At 52.4% G+C, this 23,252-nt stretch carries 19 protein-coding genes and 1 other annotated feature; of the genes, 12 read left to right on the top strand and 7 right to left on the bottom strand.

Annotated elements, in window-relative coordinates; all coding sequences use genetic code 11:
- Positions 1 to 34 precede the first annotated feature (34 nt).
- Together HRQ63_RS00685 and HRQ63_RS00690 are read left to right on the top strand one after the other, a co-directional pair.
- The gene (locus HRQ63_RS00685) at positions 35 to 616 is read left to right on the top strand and encodes a class I SAM-dependent methyltransferase (protein WP_229714025.1); all 582 of its coding nucleotides are present in this window, start codon (positions 35 to 37) and stop codon (positions 614 to 616) included.
- 173 nt (positions 617 to 789) lie between these two features.
- On the top strand, positions 790 to 1,770 hold the full coding sequence (locus HRQ63_RS00690; RefSeq protein WP_172237655.1) for an aldo/keto reductase: 981 nt from the start codon (positions 790 to 792) through the stop codon (positions 1,768 to 1,770).
- Positions 1,771 to 2,088: 318 nt separating this feature from the next.
- Here HRQ63_RS00690 and HRQ63_RS00695 read toward each other — a convergent pair whose 3' ends face one another.
- The 3 genes from HRQ63_RS00695 to HRQ63_RS00700 form a co-directional block, all read right to left on the bottom strand.
- Positions 2,089 to 2,529, bottom strand: coding sequence for an endonuclease domain-containing protein (locus HRQ63_RS00695; protein ID WP_229714026.1), 441 nt, complete (start codon positions 2,527 to 2,529; stop codon positions 2,089 to 2,091).
- 35 nt (positions 2,530 to 2,564) lie between these two features.
- Positions 2,565 to 2,756, bottom strand: coding sequence for a hypothetical protein (locus HRQ63_RS25800; RefSeq protein ID WP_229714027.1), 192 nt, complete (start codon positions 2,754 to 2,756; stop codon positions 2,565 to 2,567).
- 269 nt (positions 2,757 to 3,025) lie between these two features.
- Positions 3,026 to 5,179 (bottom strand): 5'-nucleotidase C-terminal domain-containing protein, encoded by a 2,154-nt coding sequence (locus HRQ63_RS00700; protein ID WP_172237658.1) that lies wholly within the window; start codon positions 5,177 to 5,179, stop codon positions 3,026 to 3,028.
- A 189-nt stretch (positions 5,180 to 5,368) separates the two neighbouring features.
- Positions 5,369 to 5,616 (top strand) — a binding site (T-box leader).
- Between the two features lie 56 nt (positions 5,617 to 5,672).
- Here HRQ63_RS00700 and tyrS point away from each other — a divergent pair.
- The 3 genes from tyrS to HRQ63_RS00715 all read left to right on the top strand — a co-directional run bounded on the left by tyrS (position 5,673) and on the right by HRQ63_RS00715 (position 8,441).
- Complete coding sequence (gene tyrS / locus HRQ63_RS00705) at positions 5,673 to 6,971, top strand: tyrosine--tRNA ligase (RefSeq protein ID WP_172237661.1); 1,299 nt, start codon at positions 5,673 to 5,675, stop codon at positions 6,969 to 6,971.
- A 251-nt stretch (positions 6,972 to 7,222) separates the two neighbouring features.
- Positions 7,223 to 7,732 carry a matrixin family metalloprotease gene (locus tag HRQ63_RS00710; protein ID WP_229714028.1) on the top strand — a complete coding sequence of 170 codons (510 nt, stop codon included), beginning with the start codon at positions 7,223 to 7,225 and terminating at the stop codon, positions 7,730 to 7,732.
- A 31-nt stretch (positions 7,733 to 7,763) separates the two neighbouring features.
- The gene (locus HRQ63_RS00715) at positions 7,764 to 8,441 is read left to right on the top strand and encodes a hypothetical protein (protein ID WP_172237664.1); all 678 of its coding nucleotides are present in this window, start codon (positions 7,764 to 7,766) and stop codon (positions 8,439 to 8,441) included.
- Between the two features lie 130 nt (positions 8,442 to 8,571).
- Here the strand turns inward: HRQ63_RS00715 and HRQ63_RS00720 are convergent, their stop codons facing one another.
- Complete coding sequence (locus HRQ63_RS00720; RefSeq protein ID WP_172237667.1) at positions 8,572 to 9,477, bottom strand: LysR family transcriptional regulator; 906 nt, start codon at positions 9,475 to 9,477, stop codon at positions 8,572 to 8,574.
- 262 nt (positions 9,478 to 9,739) lie between these two features.
- Here HRQ63_RS00720 and HRQ63_RS00725 point away from each other — a divergent pair, with 262 nt between their 5' ends.
- The 4 genes from HRQ63_RS00725 (at position 9,740) to HRQ63_RS00740 (ending at position 16,096) form a co-directional block, all read left to right on the top strand.
- On the top strand, positions 9,740 to 10,783 hold the full coding sequence (locus HRQ63_RS00725; protein ID WP_172237670.1) for a 2,3-butanediol dehydrogenase: 1,044 nt from the start codon (positions 9,740 to 9,742) through the stop codon (positions 10,781 to 10,783).
- 463 nt (positions 10,784 to 11,246) lie between these two features.
- On the top strand, positions 11,247 to 14,351 hold the full coding sequence (gene lacZ, locus HRQ63_RS00730) for a beta-galactosidase, LacZ type (protein WP_172237673.1): 3,105 nt from the start codon (positions 11,247 to 11,249) through the stop codon (positions 14,349 to 14,351).
- A 229-nt stretch (positions 14,352 to 14,580) separates the two neighbouring features.
- Positions 14,581 to 15,537, top strand: a complete 957-nt coding sequence (cysK, locus tag HRQ63_RS00735) for a cysteine synthase A (protein ID WP_172240438.1) — start codon at positions 14,581 to 14,583, stop codon at positions 15,535 to 15,537.
- 22 nt (positions 15,538 to 15,559) lie between these two features.
- Entirely contained in the window at positions 15,560 to 16,096 is a 537-nt protein-coding gene (locus HRQ63_RS00740) for a DinB family protein (protein WP_229714029.1), read from the top strand.
- Between the two features lie 228 nt (positions 16,097 to 16,324).
- Here the strand turns inward: HRQ63_RS00740 and HRQ63_RS00745 are convergent, their stop codons facing one another.
- Complete coding sequence (locus HRQ63_RS00745; protein WP_172237676.1) at positions 16,325 to 16,651, bottom strand: NisI/SpaI family lantibiotic immunity lipoprotein; 327 nt, start codon at positions 16,649 to 16,651, stop codon at positions 16,325 to 16,327.
- Positions 16,652 to 16,701: 50 nt separating this feature from the next.
- Positions 16,702 to 18,759, bottom strand: a complete 2,058-nt coding sequence (locus tag HRQ63_RS00750; RefSeq protein ID WP_172237679.1) for a sigma-70 family RNA polymerase sigma factor — start codon at positions 18,757 to 18,759, stop codon at positions 16,702 to 16,704.
- Positions 18,760 to 18,968: 209 nt separating this feature from the next.
- Between HRQ63_RS00750 and HRQ63_RS00755 the strand changes: the two genes are divergently transcribed.
- The 3 genes from HRQ63_RS00755 (at position 18,969) to HRQ63_RS00765 (ending at position 21,602) form a co-directional block, all read left to right on the top strand.
- On the top strand, positions 18,969 to 19,988 hold the full coding sequence (locus tag HRQ63_RS00755) for an acyltransferase family protein (protein ID WP_172237682.1): 1,020 nt from the start codon (positions 18,969 to 18,971) through the stop codon (positions 19,986 to 19,988).
- Between the two features lie 43 nt (positions 19,989 to 20,031).
- Positions 20,032 to 21,090, top strand: a complete 1,059-nt coding sequence (locus HRQ63_RS00760; protein WP_172237685.1) for an LLM class flavin-dependent oxidoreductase — start codon at positions 20,032 to 20,034, stop codon at positions 21,088 to 21,090.
- Positions 21,091 to 21,350: 260 nt separating this feature from the next.
- The gene (locus HRQ63_RS00765; protein WP_037287691.1) at positions 21,351 to 21,602 is read left to right on the top strand and encodes a YolD-like family protein; all 252 of its coding nucleotides are present in this window, start codon (positions 21,351 to 21,353) and stop codon (positions 21,600 to 21,602) included.
- A gap of 678 nt (positions 21,603 to 22,280) precedes the next feature.
- Here HRQ63_RS00765 and trhO read toward each other — a convergent pair.
- The gene (trhO, locus tag HRQ63_RS00770; protein WP_172237688.1) at positions 22,281 to 23,162 is read right to left on the bottom strand and encodes an oxygen-dependent tRNA uridine(34) hydroxylase TrhO; all 882 of its coding nucleotides are present in this window, start codon (positions 23,160 to 23,162) and stop codon (positions 22,281 to 22,283) included.
- Between the last annotated feature and the right edge of the window lie 90 nt (positions 23,163 to 23,252).

A 23,252-nucleotide genomic window follows, 5' to 3' on the forward strand; every position in this document is an offset into this window, starting at 1 on the left:
CGGTCAAAATGACCTTCACCAAAGGAGGGGTTTTTTGCACGCGTTTTATCTGATCTTGAGTTGGTCGCTGGCCGCGATCGTGCTTGTACTCATCTTGTTGATTTTCATTTTCAGCATTCGCAACGGCATCACGCCCATGCCGACCAGTCGCCCCGTGCGTAGCATGGTCATGCGCGAGATCGACCGTTTGCCGGAAGGAAGCGAGGTCGTGGAGACCGGTTCGGGCTTCGGTACGTTGGCCGTGAATCTGGCGAGACGTTTTCCGTTAAGCCGCATCACGGGAGTGGAAAATTCGCTCGTACCGCTGTGGGGCTCCCGCTTGTTGGCGGCGGCCAACCGGTTGCCGAAGTCGCGATTGGCATTTCGGCGGGGGGATCTGTTCGAATATCCGTACGACGAGGTCGACCTGGTCGTCTGCTACCTGCATCCCGCCGCGATGCGTCGGCTCGGTCCCGTGCTGCGGGAGCGGGCGAAGAACGGGACGAGAATCGTGAGCGTATTCTTCGCTTTTGACGACTGGGAGCCGGCTTCGGTGGCGGTATGCAGCGATCTGTATCGCACCAAAGTGTACGTGTACCACGTCGGACGTCAGCATCCGCTGGATCTGAAGGTATAACGGTTGTAAGAAAGCGGCAAAGCGGCCGCGGCTTCAAACGTCTTCGTATCGGTAAAGCATATACAGCTCGCCTGATACGTTGACCAAGGTAAAAGTAAGGTTACGATCACCTGATTAAGCTCATTTAACGTGCTCGTGTTATCATTTCTCATCATAAAAGGAGCGATTGCGAAATGGAATATGCCAAATTGGGTCAAACGGGATTGGACGTCTCCAGATTGTGCCTCGGCTGCATGAGTTACGGGATTCCCGAGCGGGGCGCGCATGAATGGACGATGGGTGAAGAAGAAAGTCGTCCGTTTATCAAGCAGGCGTTGGAGCTTGGAATCAATTTTTTCGATACGGCCAATGTGTATTCGGACGGGACGAGCGAGGAAATCGTGGGGCGCGCGCTGAAGGATTACGCGGATCGCGACGAAATTGTAGTGGCGACCAAGGTACACGGCAAGATGCGCAAAGGGCCGAATGGCGGAGGGTTGTCGCGCAAGGTGATCATGACGGAAATCGACAATAGTTTGCGCCGGCTCGGCATGGACTACGTCGACTTGTATCAGATTCACCGCTGGGACCCGCTTACGCCGATCGAGGAAACGATGGAAGCTTTGCATGAAGTGGTCAAAGCGGGAAAAGCTCGTTATATCGGGGCGTCTTCGATGTACGCTTGGCAGTTCCTGAAGGCTCAGCACACGGCGGAACGGCACGGCTGGACAAAGTTCGTCAGCATGCAGAACTACGTCAACCTGCTGTACCGGGAGGAAGAGCGAGAGATGCTGCCGCTGTGCGACGCGGAAGGCGTCGGCGTGATTCCGTGGAGTCCGCTGGCGCGCGGGCGCCTGACGAGAGATTGGGAAGAAAGCAGCAAGCGTTCGGAAACGGACGCGTTCGGCAAAACGTTGTACGACAAGACGGAAGAGGCGGATCGACGCGTGGTCGAAGCGGTGGCGGCCGTCGCGAACGAACGCGGCGTGCCGAGAGCGCAGATCGCGCTGGCTTGGGTGCTGCAAAAACGTCCGGTAACCTCGCCGATCGTGGGGGCGACGAAAGCTCGCCATTTGGAAGATGCGGTCGCGGCGCTGTCGATCAAGCTGACGGATGAAGAGATTCGGCGGTTGGAAGAGCCTTACGTGCCGCATGCGGTGATCGGGCATCAGTAAGAGAGCTCGAAAGAGATAAAAAGTTGGAGCAGAGTCGAAGTTTTAAAAGCGGATCGCTTGTCGCGGTCCGCTTTTTTGTGTGAAGAAGCAAAAGGAGAACAAGGTGGAGATAACTGCGAAAATCCATTTATTTAGACGGAATTTAAGATTTAAAGATGAATACCTGCATATATCCAGTTAAGATGTCCAATTCGCACATCATAGCGGACGATCATGCAAAATAACTGGATCTACGTATTTATTTTTTTATATGTTTCGTGCTAAAAGAATTAACGGGATATATGCAGTTAATTCTTGATTGAATCGAATACAATCTTTTTACAAATAGTTGATCGCCGAGCTTTTTAGCACATAACGAGTGATTCGCTTGCCGCCGGTTCCAGTTACGCCTTCGAACAAATGTTTATCGCAAAGCGAGCCTAGCGCCTTGACCGCGGTTCGATGATCCAATCCGAGATGAGAGCTAACATCGATAGGACGGATCGGTCGACTGAGCGTGCAAGCCAGACGGATGATTTCGCGATCTGCTACGGTAATTTTTGCGTCAGCTTCAGAATGGTTTGTATACCGTGCCAACACCATCCGCATCAGCGTAATACATAACTCCGGGCGTTGAGCCACATCGTCGTAGGCAAAAGAAATGACTTGAAAACCCATTGCGGTCAGAAAAGTTTCACGGTTCAACTCCCGGCAGAATTTACGACGATCCATATCTTGGACGTGCGGGCCGAAGCCTTTGATCTCCACGATTAATTTCACATAAGGCGTAATCCAGGCGAAGTCGCAAAAGTAGGTCAGTCCTCGCCAATCCGTGACTTCATACTCCGGATGCAAATGGTCGAAGTTTTGCCGTAGCGGCCACCAGACGTTACGACAAAAAGCTGTTCGGCTTCGCGATGGCCTCGCTCCAGACGATCGCGGCGCTCACCGGAACGTTCCGCAAGGTGATCGTCGAGAAAAAAACGATGCGCAGATTCAAAATCCATGAATAAACCTCCTGAGTAAAAAAGTTAGTTTTGAGCAAGAATATGGGGCAAAAACTAGTAGCATTACGGATGATGAACAGGTAGAAGGGCAGCACAGAAAAGCAAAAAAACGCCCCGACTTCTTTTCCTGCCAAAGGAAAGAAGCGGGACGTTCTTCGTCGCCGATCCCTATGAAATTTCTGATTGGTTTTATTGTAAAACGACAAAGGGAAAAATGCAAAAAAAGAAGCCTCTCCATAAAAGAGAAGCTTCCGGGACTTTAAAACGATTTAAGAAGCCGAAGCGGCCAGAACCAATTCGATCACGGCGTCCGCTTCCGTCGGCAGAACCGTGCCTTTCGGCATGATGCTGCCCGGTTGAGCTTGGCTCAGAATTCCGGCTTGAACCAGCTGCGCGATCGGAGTTTTTGCGTAAGCCGCAACGCTCGAAGCGTCGTCGAATGCGCTCAGTACCGAAGCCGCGTTAACGGTCGGCAGTTGTTGTTTCAACACGTTAGCCAGGATCGAAGCCAGCTCTTGGCGAGTGATCGCTTGATCCGGGTTGAACTTGCCTGCGCCGTAGCCTTTGATGAAACCGGCATTGACGGCTTCGGCGATTGCGTCCGCGTAAGAAGCGTCGGCAGCTACGTCAGTGAAAGCGGTGCTTGGAGTGGAAACTGCGTTCAGATCCAAAGCTTCAACCAGTTTGGACACGAAGTCCGCACGGGAGATGCCTTCAGTCGACGGAGCGGAAGGGGCCGTTGCCGGGCCGTCCGCATCCGGAGCTTCCGCGCCTTCCAGAGGCGTGTTCACGATGCGGCCTTCAACTTTAGCCGTAATCGCGGAGCCTTTGAACGTGTCGACGATGTACGCGTAGAAGACGTCCAGGTCGATCGGGCCAGCCAACGAAGCGCTTGCTTTGGTCAGCACTTTGTAGTTGTCGCCGCCGCCCGCCATGAAGTTGTTCACGACTGCCGTGTACGACTTGGCCGGATCGATTGCCGTGCCGTCTGCCAATTGCAGGTCGCTAACGCGCTCGGCTACCGGTTTGTTCAAGTCGGCTTTGTATTTCAGGCCGGAGATTTGCAGCGTTTTGGTGTTCGGCGTGCCGTCCGCATTGGTTCCCCATTGCTGTTCCAGCAGCTCTTGCACTTGCGCGCCCGTCAGCGTCAGCTTCACGAGCGTGTTGCCGAACGGTTGGATCTTCGCCAGATCGGCAAAGGTTACGTCGCCCTTCGGCAGGTCGGCACGGATGCCGCCCGGGTTCATGAACGCGAAGTCGGCCGCTTCCGCGTTGTCGCCGAAATCGGCAGTACGCATGGCGTCGGCGATCAGGTTGCCCAGAGCCGCTTCGTTGTTGTAGGCATCCGTGCGCGTAACCGAACCGTCCGTCGTTCCGACTGGCTTAGTCAGTTCCGGGTGCTTCTCCAGGTATTTCTTGATGAGGGCCACGGATTCCGCGTCAGGCGTTACGCCTTCTTGGAACGTTGTCGTTACGGTAGCGGATTTCTCCGTTACGTCGCCTGTTTTCGGATCGATCAGCAATTTGATGTCTTCAAACGCCGTACCATAAGAGTAAGCTTGAACGATCAGCTTGCCGTTGACTTCGCCGTTCGCCAGAGCATGGTTGTCGCCCGCGACAATAACGTCGATCGGCGAATCGGCAGGAAGAGCTTTGGCCAGATCGGCCGCTTCGCCCGTCGTTACGCCTTCCTTCGTGGAAGCCGGGTCGTGCGCCAGAACGACGATCGTCTCGACGCCTTGGTCTTGCAGTTCTTTCGCGTATTTGTTGACCGCCGCGACTTCTTCTTCGACGCTCAGGAAACGAACGCCTTTGGTACCCGCAGGGGATACTTTGGCCGGAGTCGATTTGGTGACGAGACCGATAAAGCCGATCTTCACGCCGCCCACTTCTTTGATCACGTAAGGGTCGATCAGCGTTTTGCCTGTCGCTTCTTCGATCACGTTCGCGTTCACGTAGTCGAAGTTGGCTCCTTTATGCGTCACGACGCCGTCTTTCGGATCCAGGCCGCCGTTCAATTGTGCTTTGAGCGCGGCAATGCCTTGGTCGAATTCGTGGTTGCCCAGCGAGCCGACGTCGAAGCCCATCATGTTCATCCATTCGATGGTCGGTTCGTCGCGTTCCAGCGAAGAGATCGGAGCGGAAGCGCCGACGGAGTCGCCGTTGTGGAACAGAAGCGAATGCTCGTATTTAGCTTGAGCCTGCTTCAAATATGTAGCGAGAATAGGAGCCGTGCCTGCCGCTTTGTCGGCTACGATCGAAGTCGTGTCGAGTTGTCCGTGCAGATCGTTAATGCCCAGCAGGTGGACTTCGACGTCGCCTTCAGCTGCCGAAGCGGTTCCCGCGGCGCCCAATACCTGAGCCGAGAGCAGCGCTGCCGCCGCGAATCCGACGCTAGGTCTTCTCCAAGATTTCCAATTCATAAACGTGTATTCCCCCTAAGTGTTTGTCGGTGCCGTCATATTGTATCATAGGGATTTTTTTAAAATCAAAGGTTATGTAAGCGCTGTGTTAAATATTTTTAAAATCGTTTTCGAAAAAGGGGGATTTGACAGGTCGGCTGCGTCCGTGATATAAAGTGAATCAATAAGCGTCCGGCCTGCGGAGCTTTATACAAAGCGTTGAAGGGAATCCAGTAGTATTCAGATCCGTACTTTCAGAGAGCCGTCGGTTGGTGCGAGGCGGCAGGCGAATGAATGCGAATTACGTCCCGGAGCTTCCCGTTTCCGAACCCGCGAGAGCGGAAGGAGCGGGACGGAATCGTCCACGTTATCGGGCGTCAGAGTGGGAAACGCGCCTTCGCAAGTGTTGAAGCGCCTTTCCAATAAGGGTGGTACCGCGATTAAGACTCGTCCCTGCAGAAATGCAGCAGGCCGGGTCTTTTTTATTTTCCCATTTTGAAGGAGGACATTGATTATGACAACCGAACACACCCCGATCGAAGCCAACGCGCTGCTGGACGATCTCGAATACAGAGGGCTGATCTACCAAGTGACGCACCGCGAGGAGCTTCAGAAAAAGCTTAGCGAAGAAAGCGTCACGTTCTACAACGGTTTCGACCCGACGGCGGACAGCCTGCATATCGGCCACCTGCTGCCGGTTCTGACCATGCGCCGTTTCCAACTTGCCGGACACCGTCCGATCGCTCTCGTCGGCGGCGGCACGGGCATGATCGGCGACCCGAGCGGACGCTCCACCGAGCGCTCGCTGAACACCGCCGATACGGTAGCGGAATGGACGCTTAAGCTGCAAAACCAACTGTCGCGCTTCTTGGACTTCGGGAGCGGCGATGCGCCGGTAGCGGCGAAAATGGTCAGCAACTACGACTGGCTCGGTCCGATCTCGATGATCGACTTCCTGCGCGACGTGGGCAAGAACTTCACCGTTAACTACATGCTGGCAAAAGATTCCGTCGATTCCCGTCTTCAGCACGGCATCTCGTTCACGGAATTCTCCTACATGATCCTGCAAGCTTACGACTTCCAGCGTCTGCACGAAGACGAAAATTGCTCGCTGCAACTGGGCGGAAGCGACCAGTGGGGTAATATCACGGCAGGTCTGGATCTCATCGGCAAAACGGGCGGCGGCGACGCGTTCGGCATGACCATGCCTTTGGTCACGAAAAGCGACGGCAAAAAGTTCGGCAAATCCGAATCCGGCGCCGTCTGGCTCGACCGCAGCAAAACGAGCGCGTACGCCTTCTACCAGTTCTGGATCAACACCGACGACGCCGACGTGATCAAATTCCTGAAGTTCTTCACGTTCCTGACTCGCGAGGAGATCGCGCAACTCGAAACCGAGCATCTCCAGGCTCCTGAAAAACGCAACGCGCAGCGCGAACTTGCCCGCCGCGTGACGACATTGGTTCATGGCGAAGAAGCCGTAATCAGCGCCGAAAAAATCACGGCAGCCCTGTTCTCCGGTAGCTTTGCGGAACTGAGCGAGTCCGATCTGGCCGAAGCCTTAGCAGATATGCCGACCACTTCCGCAGACGCAGCGTCCGAGCCTCTGCTGATCGACCTGCTCGTCGAATCCGGCGCCGCTCCGTCCAAAGGCCAAGCGCGCAAAGACATCCAAAGCGGCGCAGTCTCCGTCAACGGCGAAAAACGCACGTCGATCGAAACGGTCATCACCGCAGAAGACCGCCTGCACGGCAAAACCCTTGTCCTGCGCCGCGGCAAAAAGAATTACTTCGTCGTGAAATTCGAAGGCTAATTTGGAAAGTATTTGCGTGAAGGATTTTGTGTTAGTGATTGGAATTTGCTAGAAAAAATTAAAATAAAAAAGATTCCCTTATTAAGCTGTGGAATGAGTCAAACAGCTTTTAAGGGAATCTTTTTTTATGGAATTTATGTGACAATGTAATTAAAATAAGTATTTAATTTATATTATGGTATAATTTTTAAAAAAAGTAGTAATTTTCTTTAAAATATTTTTTCACAAATAAAAAGAAAGAAGTGATCCTTATGAGAAAAAAGTTTCCAATCCCAAAAAAATCGATATTCCTCACGTTGACTTCAGTAGTCGCAATGACAAATTTTAATGCACCAGTTTCAGCAGCGTCATATATTCAAACTTGGAATTTGGTGGACTCTACTAAACATCTTGATTATGGCGGAACCAGTACATACATGATTTACTTTAAAACAGGAAGTTCCACATGGAATAGCTATAAAAGTGGAGTGATAAGAGAGGCTAGTGGCTCCGCAGGAAGAGATGTATTTATAAGTGACATAAATATTCAGAATGGCTATAACGGATTCACCTATCCAGACGGTAGATTAGAGATGAATAAGTATTATTTAGCGAGCGCAACAGGAAATCGGATCATCAATACAGCGACTCATGAACTTGGACATGCTCTTGGCTTAGACCACAGTACTTCGAAAGATATCATGGCTCCAAGTCAAACTGATATTTTATCGCTCTCTAAAAATGATAAAGACTCTTATGACGCGGCGTATAAGTACTACTGAGTTTAAACACCTAAGGAAAGGATGTTGTTTTATGAATTCTAAAAAAAAATTTATTTTGGCTTCTATCTTGTTGATTCTACTTGTAGTTTTAGGAATAAATATTCTTGACAACAATAATCAAAGTCAGTCTCTTACAGTGTCGACAAGTCAAAATCAACTTCCTATAGAACCAATAAGAGGAAGCTTTGTTGTTGACATTGATAACAAAAATGAGGTTGTCGGTCTTGTTGACTACGTTTTTGTAGCCAGGGTTGTGAGTGAAGAAGGAACTATTTATAAAAATGTAGTTACGATGGAAGATGAGAACGGCGAGACTCGAGAAGCCGGTTCCGCATACACAAACTATAAGATCGAAGTGTTGGATAATATAAAAGGCAATCTAAAAAAAGAAGAACCTTTTGAAATTTTAAAACAAGGAGGAATCTCTTTAGACAAAAAAACAATCCAGGTGTTTGAGGATGATTATCTGCCAGAAGTAAATAATTCTTATATTTTCTTAGGTTATGGACAGGAAGACGGATCCATTTTAATTTCCGGATCTAATTCCAATATACTTGTAAATACTCCCGATTCACCTAACGAGCAAAGTCTTTTGTCTGTCGAGAAAGAAATTACTGCTTCGGAAGAATATAAAGCTTACCAGGATGCATTTGAAAATCAGGTTGAAATCGTTCAAAGAGAGAGGTTTGCGTCTAAATTCGAGGAATAAATCGAGCAGTTAAGATTTATATATTTTTAAAATCTCATAGTATATAGTGTGAAACTCAAGCTACTAGAATCCTACACTATATGCTATGAGTTTTTTTGTTTAAGGAGTATCTAGAATTTAACGGACGAGCTCAAAGATGCCCCATCTCGATTGCCTGCCGAAACCGCGCCTCAAAACGTTCGACCCCCGCGCCGAGCGCACGCGTCTCCGACCGCAAAAAACCGATCCGCATCTCCGGCTGCGCCATGTCCGCGATCTCGATGATTTTCATGCATCCCGCCTTCCATGACGGATGCTGGTACAACGAGAAATCATGCCCGATGCTGGCCGCAAGCCCATTATTCAATACGCTCGTAATCGCTTCGGAATTATTCGTCCAGAACAAAACAGACAGCTCCCCGTAAACATCCGTAAACCGATCCACGAAATCATGCACGAACTGGTCGTTATAAAGCGCCAACTGATGCTGCATCAATTGCTTCGGCGTAATTCGGTTGTACTGCGCCAGCGGAGATTCATGATGCGCGCCGACGACGAGTTTTCCGCTGTACATCTCGCTGAAGTGCAGCCCGTTAAGCTTTTGCAGCTGCTTGTTATAGATCGCGATGAACCCAAGCTGGATGCGGCCTTGCCGAATATCCTCAACGATGTCCATCGAACCTTTTTCCTCAATCGAGATATGAAGCTGCGGATGTTCTTGTTTCATATAAGCGGTGGTTTCGATCAAATAAGGCATGACGCTCGGGAAAGTCGCGACTTGAATATGACCTTTGAGCCGTTTGTCAGGATCGCCGTTTATGCGCAGCAGCTCCACGCGCCGCAAAATCTCGATCGCCTGTTCGATAAACGCTTTCCCTTCCTCGGTCGGAACCGCACCCTGCCGGGACCGTTCGAATACCGTCAGTTCCAGCTCCTGCTCCAGTTTGCGCACGGATTGACTGATTGCGGACTGGGTCATATGCAATTGCGAAGCGGCGGCGGAGAAGGAACGCGTTTTGGCGATTTCGACAATATACTCGAGCTGTTCTAAATTCATATAGGCATCTCCTTGTATTAATTTTGTTAATGGAATCATTAGTATCTATTATTATAAATAAAAATTCGTTAGCGATATAATAAAATTTGAATAATGTATTACCTTGTCAACTCCTAATCAGAGGATTACGTTCGAATGAAAGGCACACGTTTCAGGTGCGTTTCATTCGGGCGTAACCTTACTTTTAGCGTTGACAAGGTAGGATTTTTGCAATGATTGATCGTTGAATCGAATTTATCTGTCGGAAAAGGAGAGGTTTATCATGAAAGCAGCAGTATGGTACGGCGCAAAAGACGTACGGGTCGAGGAACGCGAGGAGCGTCAGGTTCAATCCGGGCAGGTCAAAATCAAAGTCGAATACGCGGGGATTTGCGGCAGCGACCTGCATGCGTATCATCACGGCGTCGGCATCCAGGAAGGACAAGAGCACCCGTTATCCCGTCAAAAGGCCCCGCTTGTGCTCGGTCACGAATTTTCCGGAGTCGTTGCCGAAGTCGGAGAACATGTAAGCGGTATCGAAAAAGGGCAACGCGTGGTCATCGAGCCGTTGTACCATTGCGGAGTGTGCGAATATTGCCTGCACGGGAACTATAACCAATGCGTCGATTTCGGTTTTGTCGGATTGAACAGCGACGGCGGATTCGCGAATTACGTCGTGGTCGAAGCTTATATGGTACATGCTTTGCCGGACGAAGTATCGTTCGAAGAAGGCGCGCTGGTGGAGCCGACTGCGGTCGCCATGCACGCCGTGCGCCACAGCAGCTTGAAAGTCGGGCAAAAAGTCGTCGTTTACGGAGCCGGCCCGATCGGACTGCTTACCGTGCTGTGCGCCAAAGCCGCAGGCGCTTCGCAGGTGTATGCGGTGGACATCTTCGACGAACGCCTGCAGCTGGCGGAAAAGCTCGGCGCGATTCCGGTCAACAGTTCCAAAGTCGATGCGACCGAAGTCATCAACCGACAATCGGGCGGCATCGATGTCGCGTTCGAAGCCGCAGGCGTGCAGCCGACGATGGATAGTGCCGTATCGATCGTGAAAAAGGGAGGGCAGGTCGTCGTGATCGCCGCGATTGCCGAACCGTTGAAGGTAGATTTCTTCCAACTGCTGGTCAAAGAAGCGACGGTTACGGCAACATTGGCTTACCGTCATATTTTCCCGGAAATCATTGCGCTGATCGCCGCGGGCGCATTGGACGTCAAGCAGGTCATCACCCGCAAAATCGAGCTGGACGATATCGTGGAGGAGGGATTGGAACTGCTGCTCAGCGATAAAAGCCATGCGAAAATCCTGGTGAAGATCGGCGGCTGATCCTTTTTCCGAAAGCGGCTCGAAAAGAGTGGGGAATTACGAACTCTCAGTAATTCGGATATAATTAAAAGGTCGAAAATGCTCCGGAAAACGAACCGGCGCGGGCGAAAAGCCCGCGCCGGTTTTTGGCGATGCGGACATTTCTTTTTACTGCCTGAAGATCCGGATAAAGACGCGATGTCGCCTATTTCTTCTCTTTTTCAAAACGCATAAAAAAATTACCGAAATCTAGATTTTCTACAACAAAACCCGCCTCGCAATGACTATATTCTTATATTTTTCGTATAAGAATAAGGAAATTTAAACATGATTTCAAGCTCCGATTACGCTTTCGAACGAAAACGCTACCATCTTCTTCGAAGAGGAGCTTTTCTTTTTCATTAAGATCAGTGTACACTAGAGCCTAAGCACAGGTTCAGACATCAAAAGAAGTTTTCCATATTTGCTGACGAGGTGAAAAGAGATGTTTAAAAAATACAAATATGTCGCTCCCGAGAACGGTTATCCGGAGTGGAACAACAACCCTGAAATTTTTCAATTGAACCGCCTGGATGCCCGCGCGGCTTTGACTCCTTATGCGAACGCGGAAGAAGCGCTGAATAACAGCGACAATTCCAGCCGGGTGCAATCGTTAAACGGCACTTGGAAATTCCATCACGTAGACAAACCTGCGGATCGTCCGGAGACCTTTTATGAAACCGGTTACGATACGTCCGATTGGGCCGATATTCCGGTTCCTGCCCATTGGCAGCTGCACGGTTACGATTACCCTCACTATACGAACGTCCGCTATCCTTGGGAAGGACGCGAGGACATCCAGCCTCCGTTCGCGCCGACCGAGTTCAACCCTGTCGGTTCGTACGTGCGGACGTTCACGGTGCCGGAAGATTGGGAAGACCATCCGGTGTACATCAGCTTCCAAGGCGTGGAATCCTGCTTCTATGTATGGGTGAACGGCGATCTGGTCGGCTACAGCGAAGATACGTTCACGCCTGCGGAATTCCTGCTCACTCCTTACCTGCAAAAAGGCGAGAATAAGCTGGCCGTGCAGGTCTTCCATTGGTGCGACGCAAGCTGGCTGGAGGATCAGGACTTCTGGCGGATGAGCGGCATTTTCCGCGACGTATTCCTGTATGCCAAGCCGAAAGTCCAGATTGCCGACGTGCTGGCGACAGCCGAGTTGGATGACAATTTCGAGAACGGCTATTTGCAGGTCGGCGTGAAAGTCGGCAATCCGCTGGGCAAAAAGAACGGCGCGTATACGATTGAAGCCCGTTTGCTGGACGCGTCCGGACGCGAAGCGGTCTCGCGCATGACGTCTCAAGTAGAGATCGAAAAAGATTTCGTTTATGCTGCCGATTTGTCGGCTTCGCTGCCGAAACCCGCGCAGTGGTCGGCCGAAACTCCGAATCTGTACACGTTGGTGCTGACGCTTTCGGACGAAAACGGCGAAGTCGAAGCGGTGAAATTCCGCGTCGGATTCCGTCATTTCGCGATCCATGACGGCGTAATGAAGATTAACGGTAAGCGGATCGTGTTCAAAGGCGTTAACCGCCATGAATTCAACGCCGATCGCGGCCGCGTCGTAACGGAAGAAGACATGATCGCCGACATCAAGCTGATGAAAGCCTACAATGTCAACGCCGTACGCACGTCGCACTATCCGAATCAGCCTCGTTGGTATGATCTGTGCGACGAGCACGGACTGTACGTGATCGACGAGACCAACCTGGAGACGCACGGCAGCTGGGAATACGGGCAAACGGAAGAAGCGGTGCGTACCGTGCCGGGCAGCAAGCCGCATTGGCGCGCCAACGTGCTCGACCGGGCAAACTCGATGTATCAACGCGACAAAAACCACGCGTCGATCATCATCTGGTCGCTGGGCAACGAATCGTGGGGCGGCGACAACTTCATCCATATGGCGAACTTCTTCCGCGCCGTCGACAAAACGCGTCTGGTGCATTACGAAGGAACGTTCCATGCCCGCGAGTGGGATGCGGCTTCCGATATCGAAAGCCATATGTACACGACGCCGCAAAACGTGGAAGCTTACGCGAAAAACGATCCGAAAAAACCGTTCATCTTGTGCGAATACAGCCACGCGATGGGCAACTCCTGCGGCAACCTGTTCAAGTACACGGATCTGACGTATCAATATCCGGTTCTTCAAGGCGGCTTCATCTGGGACTGGATCGACCAAGCGATCCGTACGAAAACGGCCGACGGCGTGGAATACCTCGCTTACGGCGGCGATTTCGGCGAATCTCCTCACGACGGCACGTTCTGCGGCGACGGCCTGATCTTTGCGGACCGTACGATCACGCCGAAGCTGATCGAGCTGAAGACTTGCTACCAGAACGTTCGTTTCGAAGAGGTCGATCTGGAAAACGGCCGGGTCCGCTTGCGCAACGACTTCCTGTTTACGGACCTGAACCGTTACAAGCTGGTCTGGGAAACGGCGCGCGAAGGCGTAGTCGTTGAACGCGGTACGCTTCCGGTGCAATTGGCTCCGGGCGAAGCCGGCGAGATCGTCGTTCCGTTCACTTTGCCGGCGGAAGAAGGCGAGTTCACGCTCACCGTATCGCTGGTCGAACAGGAAGATCGTTTCTGGGCGGCAAGCGGACATGAGATCGCGTTCGGACAGTTCGTGCTTCCTGCCTATGAGACCGTAGGCGAAGACGCTGCGGAAGCGTCCGCCGCCTTGAATGTCTCGTTGAACACGGAAGAAAGCGACACGTCGCTGACGGTAACGGGAGAAGGCTTCACGGCCGTATTCGATAAGCAAAGCGGCGATTTGACTTCGCTGTCGCAAAACGGACGCGAGCTGCTGTTGGCGGCGGTTCGTCCGAACTTCTGGCGCGCGGTGACCGACAACGACCGCGGCAACAAGCTGGACGAGCGCAGCGCGACATGGCGCGAAGCGGGCCAAAAACGCACGCTGAGCAGCCTGGACACGGTTTCGACGGACAGCGGCGTGACCTTCAAGGCCGTGCTGACGATTCCTACGGAACCGGCTTCGCAAGCCGAAGTGACGTACGAAGTCAAAGGCGCGGGCGAGATCGTCGTATCGTTGACATTGACGCCGGGCGAAGGACTGCCGGAAATTCCGGAGATCGGGATGCTGCTGGAACTGTCCGGCGACCTGGATCATCTGAAATGGTACGGACGCGGTCCGCACGAGAACTATTGGGATCGTCACGAGAGCGCGCGCCTCGGTCTGTACGAAGGTCGCGTTTCCGAGCAGTTGACGCCGTATCTGCGGCCGCAGGAAGCGGGCAACAAGACCGGCGTTCGCTGGGCGGAGCTGACGGCTGCGGACGGAACCGGCCTTCGCATCGAAGGATCGCCGGAAGTGGAACTCAACGCGCTGCCGTATACGCCGGAGACGCTGGAAGCTTGCGACCACGGCTACAAGCTGCCGAAGTCCGATCGCACCGTGCTGCGCGTCAACCATCGTCAGATGGGCGTAGGCGGCGACGACAGCTGGCAGGCGCTCACGCACGAAGAGTTCACGCTGCCTGCGAACCAAACGTACGCGTACAGCTTCACGCTTCGCGGAATCTGATCCGATTCGCGGACTCTTCGGAGAATGGATTTCGAACGTGACCGTTACGGGAAAATAAGGTAAACTTTAAAACAGAAAACGAATGCGAACAGGAACGGCCTTGGTAGTTTGTCCCCTTTAAACAGGACAAGATACCCGGGTCGTTCCTTCATTCGTTGTATGGCTTTGCTCAGAATTCGGAACTGATCGCAAATAAGCAGGCTAAGCAGGAAAGAGGGAGTGCCTAATGATGGATAAGCTCGAACAGAAAGCAGGGTCAGGACATGCTTCAGGGGTATACCGCAGCGTGGCCGATTTGGTCGGCAATACGCCGATGGTTCGATTGGGCCGTACCGCGCCGAAGGATGCTGCTGACGTTTACGTCAAGCTGGAATATTTCAATCCGTCCGGCAGCGTCAAAGACCGGGCGGCGCGGAGTTTGATCGAAGCGGCGGAACGAAGCGGAGATTTGGGGCCGGGCAGCACGATTATCGAACCGACTAGCGGCAACACCGGAATCGGCCTGGCGATGATCGCGGCAGCTCGCGGTTATCGGGCGATCCTGATCATGCCGGATAATATGTCGCGCGAACGGATCAATCTGCTGAAAGCTTATGGGGCAAAGGTCGTTTTGACGCCCAGTGCGCAGCGTATGCCGGGGGCGATCACCAAAGCTTTGGAGCTGCAAGCCGATATTCCGGGCGGCTTCATTCCCCAACAGTTTGAAAATCCCGCCAATCCGGATGCTCATCGGGGTACGACGGCACTGGAGATTTTGGAGCAGACGGAAGGACGGCTGGATGCTTTTGTGGCAACGGCAGGTACGGGCGGAACGATTACAGGCACGGGAGAGACGTTAAAAGCTGCTTTGCCAGCGCTGCACATCGCCGTGGTTGAGCCGGAAGGCTCGCCTGTATTGTCAGGCGGCGTGCCGGGACCGCATAAGCTGGTCGGCACGAGCCCCGGTTTCGTGCCGTCGATTTTGAATACGGACGTCTACGACGAGATCATTCGTATTAAGGACGACGAAGCGCTCGGCACGATGCGGGATTTGGCAAAGCTTGAAGGCATGCTGCTCGGTCCGTCTTCGGGAGCTTCCGTTTACGCGGCGATGCGGGTCGCGAAACGTCTGGGTCCGGGGAAAGTCGTCGTCTGTATTGCCCCGGATACGGGAGAGCGGTACTTGAGCATGGGCGTGTTCGAATAAAAAACCGAAGGAGGCGCATAAAGTGAACGAACAGCGATTGGAAATCAAAGCTTTGCCGGGATACCCCGAAGAGATCGGGCGTCAGTTATGGATGATGGAAGACATTCGGCGGGATCTGCTGCAAAAGCTGGAAGGCTTGACGCAGGACGAACTGGATGCGGCGGAGGACGGAGATGTCACCACCGTCGGGGCGCTGCTGTATCATATTGCGGATGTGGAGACGAGTTGGCTTCATTTCGATATGCTGCTGCGGAAAAAGCTGGACCCTGAGCTTGAGCCGTGGTTTACGGCGCCGACCCGGAATGAGCGGGGAGAGGTCTGGTGTCCTCAGGGCGAAAGCCTGGAGCGGCATTTGGAACGACTTGCGGTGGTACGGCGAGACTTTTTGGAAAAGTTCCGTTCGGTCGATCTGGAGGATTGGCGGACGATTCGGGAGGTGCCGGGGGAGTACGATGTGACGCCGGAGTGGATCGTGTATCATCTGATCGAGCATGAGGCGCATCATCGGGGGCAGATTTTCCGGATGATCGGGAGGATGAGACGGAGGCGGCAGGGTTAGCCGCGGAGGTCCTATTCGGGGGAAGCTTGGGCGGCTGCGGGAGAAATTCGTTCAAGGCGCTGTCTCACGAAGAAAGCCTACGGCTTTCCTCGTTCAAAGGCGTCTTGAACTGAATTTCTCCCTCCGCCTATCGCTTCGCCCGATCGGACAGTGGCTAAAACTCCCGCCTCGTTGAGAGGTGAGAGTTTTTAGAACGTATTGCAAAACTGGATTCGCTGTCTGCTCATCCTAGTTTAAAGGACCATTCAATGTTGCCTTTTGATAAGTGCCGTTTATTTCGACCGCAATGGCTTCGCTTGGGGCGATTCCTTTGATTTCGAATAGTTTGCTTCCGACAGGTGTGTCGTTGGCTTCTTCATTCGCTTTAGGCATGACTTTGGCTATACGTTTGACTTCGCCGAGCTGATTTCCGATATTGTCTTGCGTGACCTTCTCTAACGAAACGCCGTACAGATTGCCATTCAAAGAAACAACATTCGGATAAGTGCCTTCGGATTGAGTTGAGCATCCCGTTACGAACAAAAGAGCAAGAAATACGGTAAATAGTGATTTCAATGCTTTGCACCTCCCTAACTATCCTATGAATCCATCATAAAAATGTGCGTTTATCGATCGGTCAAGATCGTGCCCGTGATGGCTTCGATCATGCGGACATGGTGGCCGGAGTCGCGAGAGACGAGCTTGTAGTGAGGAACGTATTGTCCCGATCGGGAGCCGTTTGGGTATTCGATGTTCCAGAACAACTGCGGACGGATGGCTTGAAGCAAGCGCTGTTTGGCATCGTCCGGTGAAAAGGCCGGAATCACGGAGATGCGTTGCAGCTCCTCTGCGGACAGGTCGGCATTCATATAGTGATTGATTTGTCCGGTTGTGCGGTTGACGCTGATGGATATGTGGTGCATGAAACCGGGTACGCCTTCTTTGGCAATCGGGAAATGGAAAATGGCCTTGGATTGATCTTCTTGGTCGAGGCTTGAATCGGCATCTCCTGCTTCCAACAGTAAATAAGGCGCGAGATCGGGTTCGATTGTCGCGATCAGGCGAAGAGCGATATCCAGGCAGGCACGGTTATCCAACGCATAAGAGCCTTGTTCCGCGTTCATGTTCATCGCACCCGTGAGTCGACCGCTTTCTTGATCCATCCGAATCTTGATCGTGCCTTCGTTGCGGGCTTCCATGTAACTTTCAAGCGTATGAGGGCCTTCTGAAGCTCCGGTTGGAGCGTTTGAATCGGCCTTCTTTTTTGCGTAGACGATTCTTTTTTCGATTTCGGAGCTTTCTTCGCGTATAATCGCATACTCTTCTTCATGAAAGCCCAAAAGTCGCAAAGGCGATAGAGAAGAAGGCATAGGTTCAATCGATTTTAGAAGGTCGGCAATCGGGATGGGTTCGGGTGAATCCGGCATTGAATCCGCAGTAGGCCGGAAAGCCGAATACCCGGTCAAGTAAGGCTCGGGAACGTAGACCAGATGCAGACGATCGTCGCCTTGCGCATATACGGAATCGTGCAGGCGAGTGATGTGCAGCTTCATTTCCACGGTTTGCGCCAGCCGCTCCATAATATGTTCGGGCGTTAAAAGGTCGGGAGGCAGAGTAGGTTCCGGCTGCTCGCCGAAATATTTAAAAGCCGTCACGAACCCCGAGCGATGCAGATCGATCCAATAACCGGAACGCGGTAACGGAATTCCGGCCGCGTATTGGCTATGCGTGCAAAACAACCGTTCGCCGCGATCTTCTTTTTCTATCGTCGCAAATCGTTCGGGGGCATCAGGACGATGATCGCGCACAAAACGTTCGCCGATCGCCAGCAGTTCTTCTTCCGTAAGATGCTGATCCGTATCCCGGCCCGCATACAGCTCGGGATCGACCGCATAATCAAGCAGATCGCCTTCAGGCGTGAGCGTGACCGATACGCCGATCTCGGTTCCCGGTTGGGTCCAGATAAACAAAAGCTCGCGCGTCACGCCGTTTTCCTCAAAAACATCTTCGATAAACGGCTCCATCGCCGTATCGGCGACCGCAAAATCCTTTTCGACCAGCGCTTTGGCGCGATCCCTCAGATGATGCAGCATTTCGGCAACTTCCATTTTGACTTCCCTCCATGAAAAAGATTTGGCAGGCTTGCGTACAAGCTGCCGGTCGGCAATCTCGTCTCGATAATGGTTGCGCAGCAGTTTCAGACCTTTGTTCTGATACGTCTTGATCGTCCCCAGCGGTTGACCCAGCAAAGCGGCGATATCCGTTAAACGAAGATCCTGCATATATTTGAGTAAAATGACGCGGCGATACTTGAGCGGCAATTCGGCAATCGCGTGCAGCAGATCGATTCGGCGGTCGGTGTCTTCGCCTGACGCTGCAAGATGCTCGGCGGCATCGCTCGAGGGAACGATTCGCTTTGAGCGTTCCAGCACGTTGAGAGAAGCATGGATGACGATCCGGGTGAGCCAGGTCCGAAAATACTTGGGCTCGCGAAGCGTAGACAGTGCGGCATACGCACGATACACCGCTTCTTGGACGGCATCTTCGGCGTCTGCGGAGCTGCGCACGTAGTAACCGGCCACTCGGAGCAGTTGAGGACGTTCAGCGACGATCAGCTCGGCGAACGCCGATGCGTCCCCGTTTATGGCAGATTGGACGAGTGGATCAACAGTAGCGGAATTCAAACTTTTCACTCCTTATCAAAACCGTATTCAATGATTGGACAAGCGAAAGCGGCAGATGGTTTTGGGCAAGACGAAAAAATTTCAAATCAGGCTCTGCCAAGCTCCGAACGGTTCATCCGCTAACGCGGCGGGTATATGGACTCCAAGCAAGGAAAGCCGGAAAACGAACGGATGCGAATCGGCGATTCTTGAGGTAAGGAGAGGATAGAATGGCAAAGCGCGACGCTTATTTCGACAACATGAAGGTTCTGCTGATTGCGCTGGTCGTGGTTGGGCATCTGATTGAACCCTTGAGCAGCAGTGAGGCTTACCGCCCGCTGTATCTGCTTATTTATTCGTTTCATATCCCGCTGTTCGTACTGATTTCGGGCTATTTTTGCAAAGAGATTACGAGCAGCGATTACCGGATCAAAGTCGTCGGGTCGTTGATCGTGCCTTATCTGATCTTTGAGACGCTGTATTCGTTATTCGATTATTTCGTGATAGGCGCTCAAGCGCTCAGATTCTCGTATTTCACGCCGTATTGGTTGATGTGGTTTATTTTCAGCATGATCATTTGGAAAATGCTGCTGCCGTATGCGGTTAAGATTCGCTGGGCGCTGCCGATTTCGTTCGTGATTGCCATTTTGGCAGGTTACGCGGTCGATGCCGAGTATTATGCCAGCATATCGCGCACGATCGTCTTTTTCCCATTTTTCCTGGCCGGCTATTATTTGGACAAAAAGCATATCGATGCGCTGCGCACGCTGCCTATGAAGATCGCTTCCGCAGCCGTGTTGGGTGCAGCCGTTCTTGTTATGATAAACTATGGAAGCGGAATTCGCCCGGAATGGTTCTATGGCAGCTTGCCGTACGCGGCGCTGGATCAGCCTTATTGGACAGCCGGACTGTACCGAATCGCGGCTTATGGAGCATCCGTACTGATCGGCGGCGCGGTGATGATCCTGATAACGGGGCGACCGCTGCCGTATATATCCGTGCTTGGACGCAATACGCTGTACGCTTATTTGCTGCACGGATTCCTGGTCAAAGGATTGATTGCTACCGGTTTCTACGAGACTTACGGCGAATCGGCATGGACGTGGCTGTTGATTCCGTTTGGCGTGCTGCTTGCAGCCGGTTTATCGTCAGAGTGGATGCGGGTGCGGTTCGCTTGGCTGCTGGAGCCGAATCTGGACCGGTTGTTCAAAAAGCAGAACCGGGACGGCAGGGCGGAAGCGCGGCGTTAAATGTTGAGTATTTATTCATATCGTTAAACGGAGGGAGATCGAAATGAGTCAATCGCAAGAATCGACGAACCTGAATTCGAAGTCGGAGAAAAAGCTCGGGGAGATCCCGATATCCGTACTTGATTTGTCCCAGATTGTAGAAGGCAAGACGGCGGCTGACGCGTTCAAAGACAGTCTGGATCTGGCCCGTCATGCCGAAAAATGGGGCTATAACCGTTACTGGGTAGCGGAGCATCACAATATGCCGGGCGTCGCAAGTTCGGCCACGTCGGTCGTGATCGGGTATCTGGCGGCCGGAACGTCGAGCATTCGTCTAGGCGCGGGGGGCATCATGCTGCCGAACCATGCGCCGCTCGTCATTGCCGAACAGTTCGGCACGCTGGAGTCCATGTATCCCGGCCGAATCGATCTGGGACTCGGACGGGCGCCGGGCAGCGATCGTCGAACGTCTATCGCACTGCGGCGTGATGTAACGGCGGACGATTTCCCGGAACTGGTAGAAGAGCTGCGCAGTTTCTTCGACGCGTCGAAGACTTCGTATCATGCGCCGATCCGGGCCGTGCCGGGCGAAGGGTTGGATATTCCGATCTGGCTGCTGGGGTCAAGCGACTTCAGCGCAAGACTGGCGGCTTATCAAGGACTGCCGTTTTCGTTCGCGGGTCATTTCTCGCCGGATTATTTGGATCGGGCGCTCGAAGTGTACCGGACCACGTTCCGGCCGTCGAAGACGCTGTCCGAACCGTATGTCATGCTGGGCGTGTCGTTGATCGCCGCGGATACGAATGAGCGTGCCGAGTTCTTGTCCACGACGATGCAGCAGCAAGTGGTGGCGCTGACGCGCGGCCGTCCCGGAAAAATCCAGCCGCCGGCCGATCTGTCGTCGCAGCTTGACCCGCTTGAACTGTCGGCGGTGCGCAAACGGATGGAATCGGCAATCGTCGGAGACCGTGACACCGTAGAACGCCGTTTGCAGGAACTATTGGCTCGAACGCAAGCGGATGAATTGATCGTAACGAGCGGGATCTACGATCAAGCCGAACGATTGCATTCCTACGAGATTTTGGCTGATATCGCGATCCCGTCCGGTAAAGCGACGTTGTAAAAAGATTCGACGTTTTGGCGATCTTTTTCGCGAATTCGCATATTTGGCCCCGACTCGGCATTCTCGGCAAAGCGCTTCAGGCTTGCCGAACCGGGTCGGGGCTTTTTGTCATGATTAACAACTTTCTAAACGAAAACGATTGAAATGCCGATTAAGAACATATGTGCGTAAATTCTTCGACGAATTTCGTTTTTCGTGCCAATTATCGGTATAAAAATGGTATAATAAAAAAATCACATGCAAGGCAAGGAGGAAGCGGTTTGGCAAAAGGTAAAGTAGCAAAGCGGCCGACCCGCGACGAGTTTGTTCTGGAAGAAATAGGGAATCAATTGACTGAAGCCTACCAGGAGAAATCCGTTGTGGAATTGACGGTCTGGGGAGTACCTGAAGCGGTTCGGGGAACGATCGTCAAGATGGACTCGAGAACCGGTAAAGTTCATGTCGAACAAGAAGAAGAAACGAAAAAAGTCTCTTTCATGGACATTATGGCCTTGAACTATCCGCGCGATTAGTGATTCCGATCACTCTGCACAGCCATGCACCGCGGAGGAACAAGCTGATTGAAATACAAAAAAAGCTCTGCCCGAGTTGAATGTTCTCGGATAGAGCCTTTTTTCTGACTAGGGAAGCTGAGGGGCTGCGCTGCGAGAGAAATTCGTTCAAGACGCTGTCTCACCCGGAAAGTTGAATTGGATTTAAGCAAGGAATCTTTCCGGGTTCAAAGGCGTCTTTCACTGAATTTCTCTCTCCGCTCCGCCTGTTAGCTTCCGGATTTGGAAAAGGCCTTCCTCGATGAGTTGAGGAAGGTCGAAAAATTACTTTTTTAAAGTATAGGGCTGGTAATTTGTTGTACTCTGTTCTTAGTGCTTGTCGCTTTTAAGGTTTGCCGTCTTTACAACCTTTAGCTCTTGCGTCGGGCAAAGCCCACGCCATATCTTTTGCGCGAAGTTAGGCACTTCGCAGAAAAAAAGCGAAAACCCAATCCCGTGCAAAGGGGATTGGATGTTTCCCCTACCTAAAAGCCATTCGGCGCGGGCGCAGCGGAGGGGCGGTGGAAGCTTGAGAAGCGGAGCGTTCGCCTTTAAAATCGGATTTCCCACCATAAACTTGTTTTATACAATAGGAGGAAATCCGATTTTGACAGCGATCGAAAGCTCCCCCGCCCCGCAGCGTCACCCAAGCGCAAAAAGTTAAATCGCCGCCACGGACTCCTTACACTCGTCCGAGCAGTAATGGCTGTGTTCATCCGAACACGACTCGCACACCAGATGCTGCAAGTTGCACACCGGGCAGTTTACATAAACGTCGGTCGGTTCGTCGCAGTGGTAGCATTTGCCGACGATGCTCGGCGCGACATGGTTGATCGGCACCGAAATGCGTTCGTCGAATACATAACATTTGCCGTCGAACAGGTCGCCTTGGACTTCTTCGTCTTTGCCGTACGTCACGATGCCGCCTTCGAGCTGGCCTACGTCCGTAAAGCCTTCGTCGATCATGAAGCCGGTCAGTTTTTCGCAGCGGATACCGCCCGTGCAGTAAGTGAGGATCGTTTTATCTTTGTGTTCGGCCATATTTTCGCGAATCCAGTTCGGGAAATCGCGGAACGAATCGATATTCGGGCGGATCGCGTTACGGAAATGACCCAGGTCATATTCGTAATCCGTGCGGCCGTCGAGTACAATAACATCGTCGCGCTGCAATTGTTCATGGAACTCTTTCGGAGACAGGCGTTTGCCGAACTTCACGTTCGGATCGAGTTCTTTTTCATAGCGGAACGTGACCAATTCTTCTTTATGGCGCACGAACAGCTTTTTGAACGCATGCTGTTCGGAATCGTCGATTTTAAAAACAGTGCCCTCGAAGCGCTTATCGGCCAGCAGATCTTTCATGTACTGCTCGGTCTGCTCGTACGTGCCGGACAGCGTGCCGTTGATGCCTTCGCTGGCGATCAGGATGCGTCCTTTGACGCCGAGGTCTTTGCAATATTGCAGATGTTGAGCGGTATAGACTTGCGGCTCGTCGATCTTGACGAATTTATAAAAAAGCAGAATGCGGTAAGGACTGTTTTCCATATCATATCACCCGTAATCTCATTGATTTTTGCCGCCGCTTCCTGTAGGATGCTTGCGTGCAACTTAAAATTTTAGACGTTTTATCGGCAT

It is taken from the genome of Saccharibacillus endophyticus, assembly GCF_013185185.1.
In the GTDB taxonomy this organism is placed as follows: domain Bacteria; phylum Bacillota; class Bacilli; order Paenibacillales; family Paenibacillaceae; genus Saccharibacillus; species Saccharibacillus endophyticus.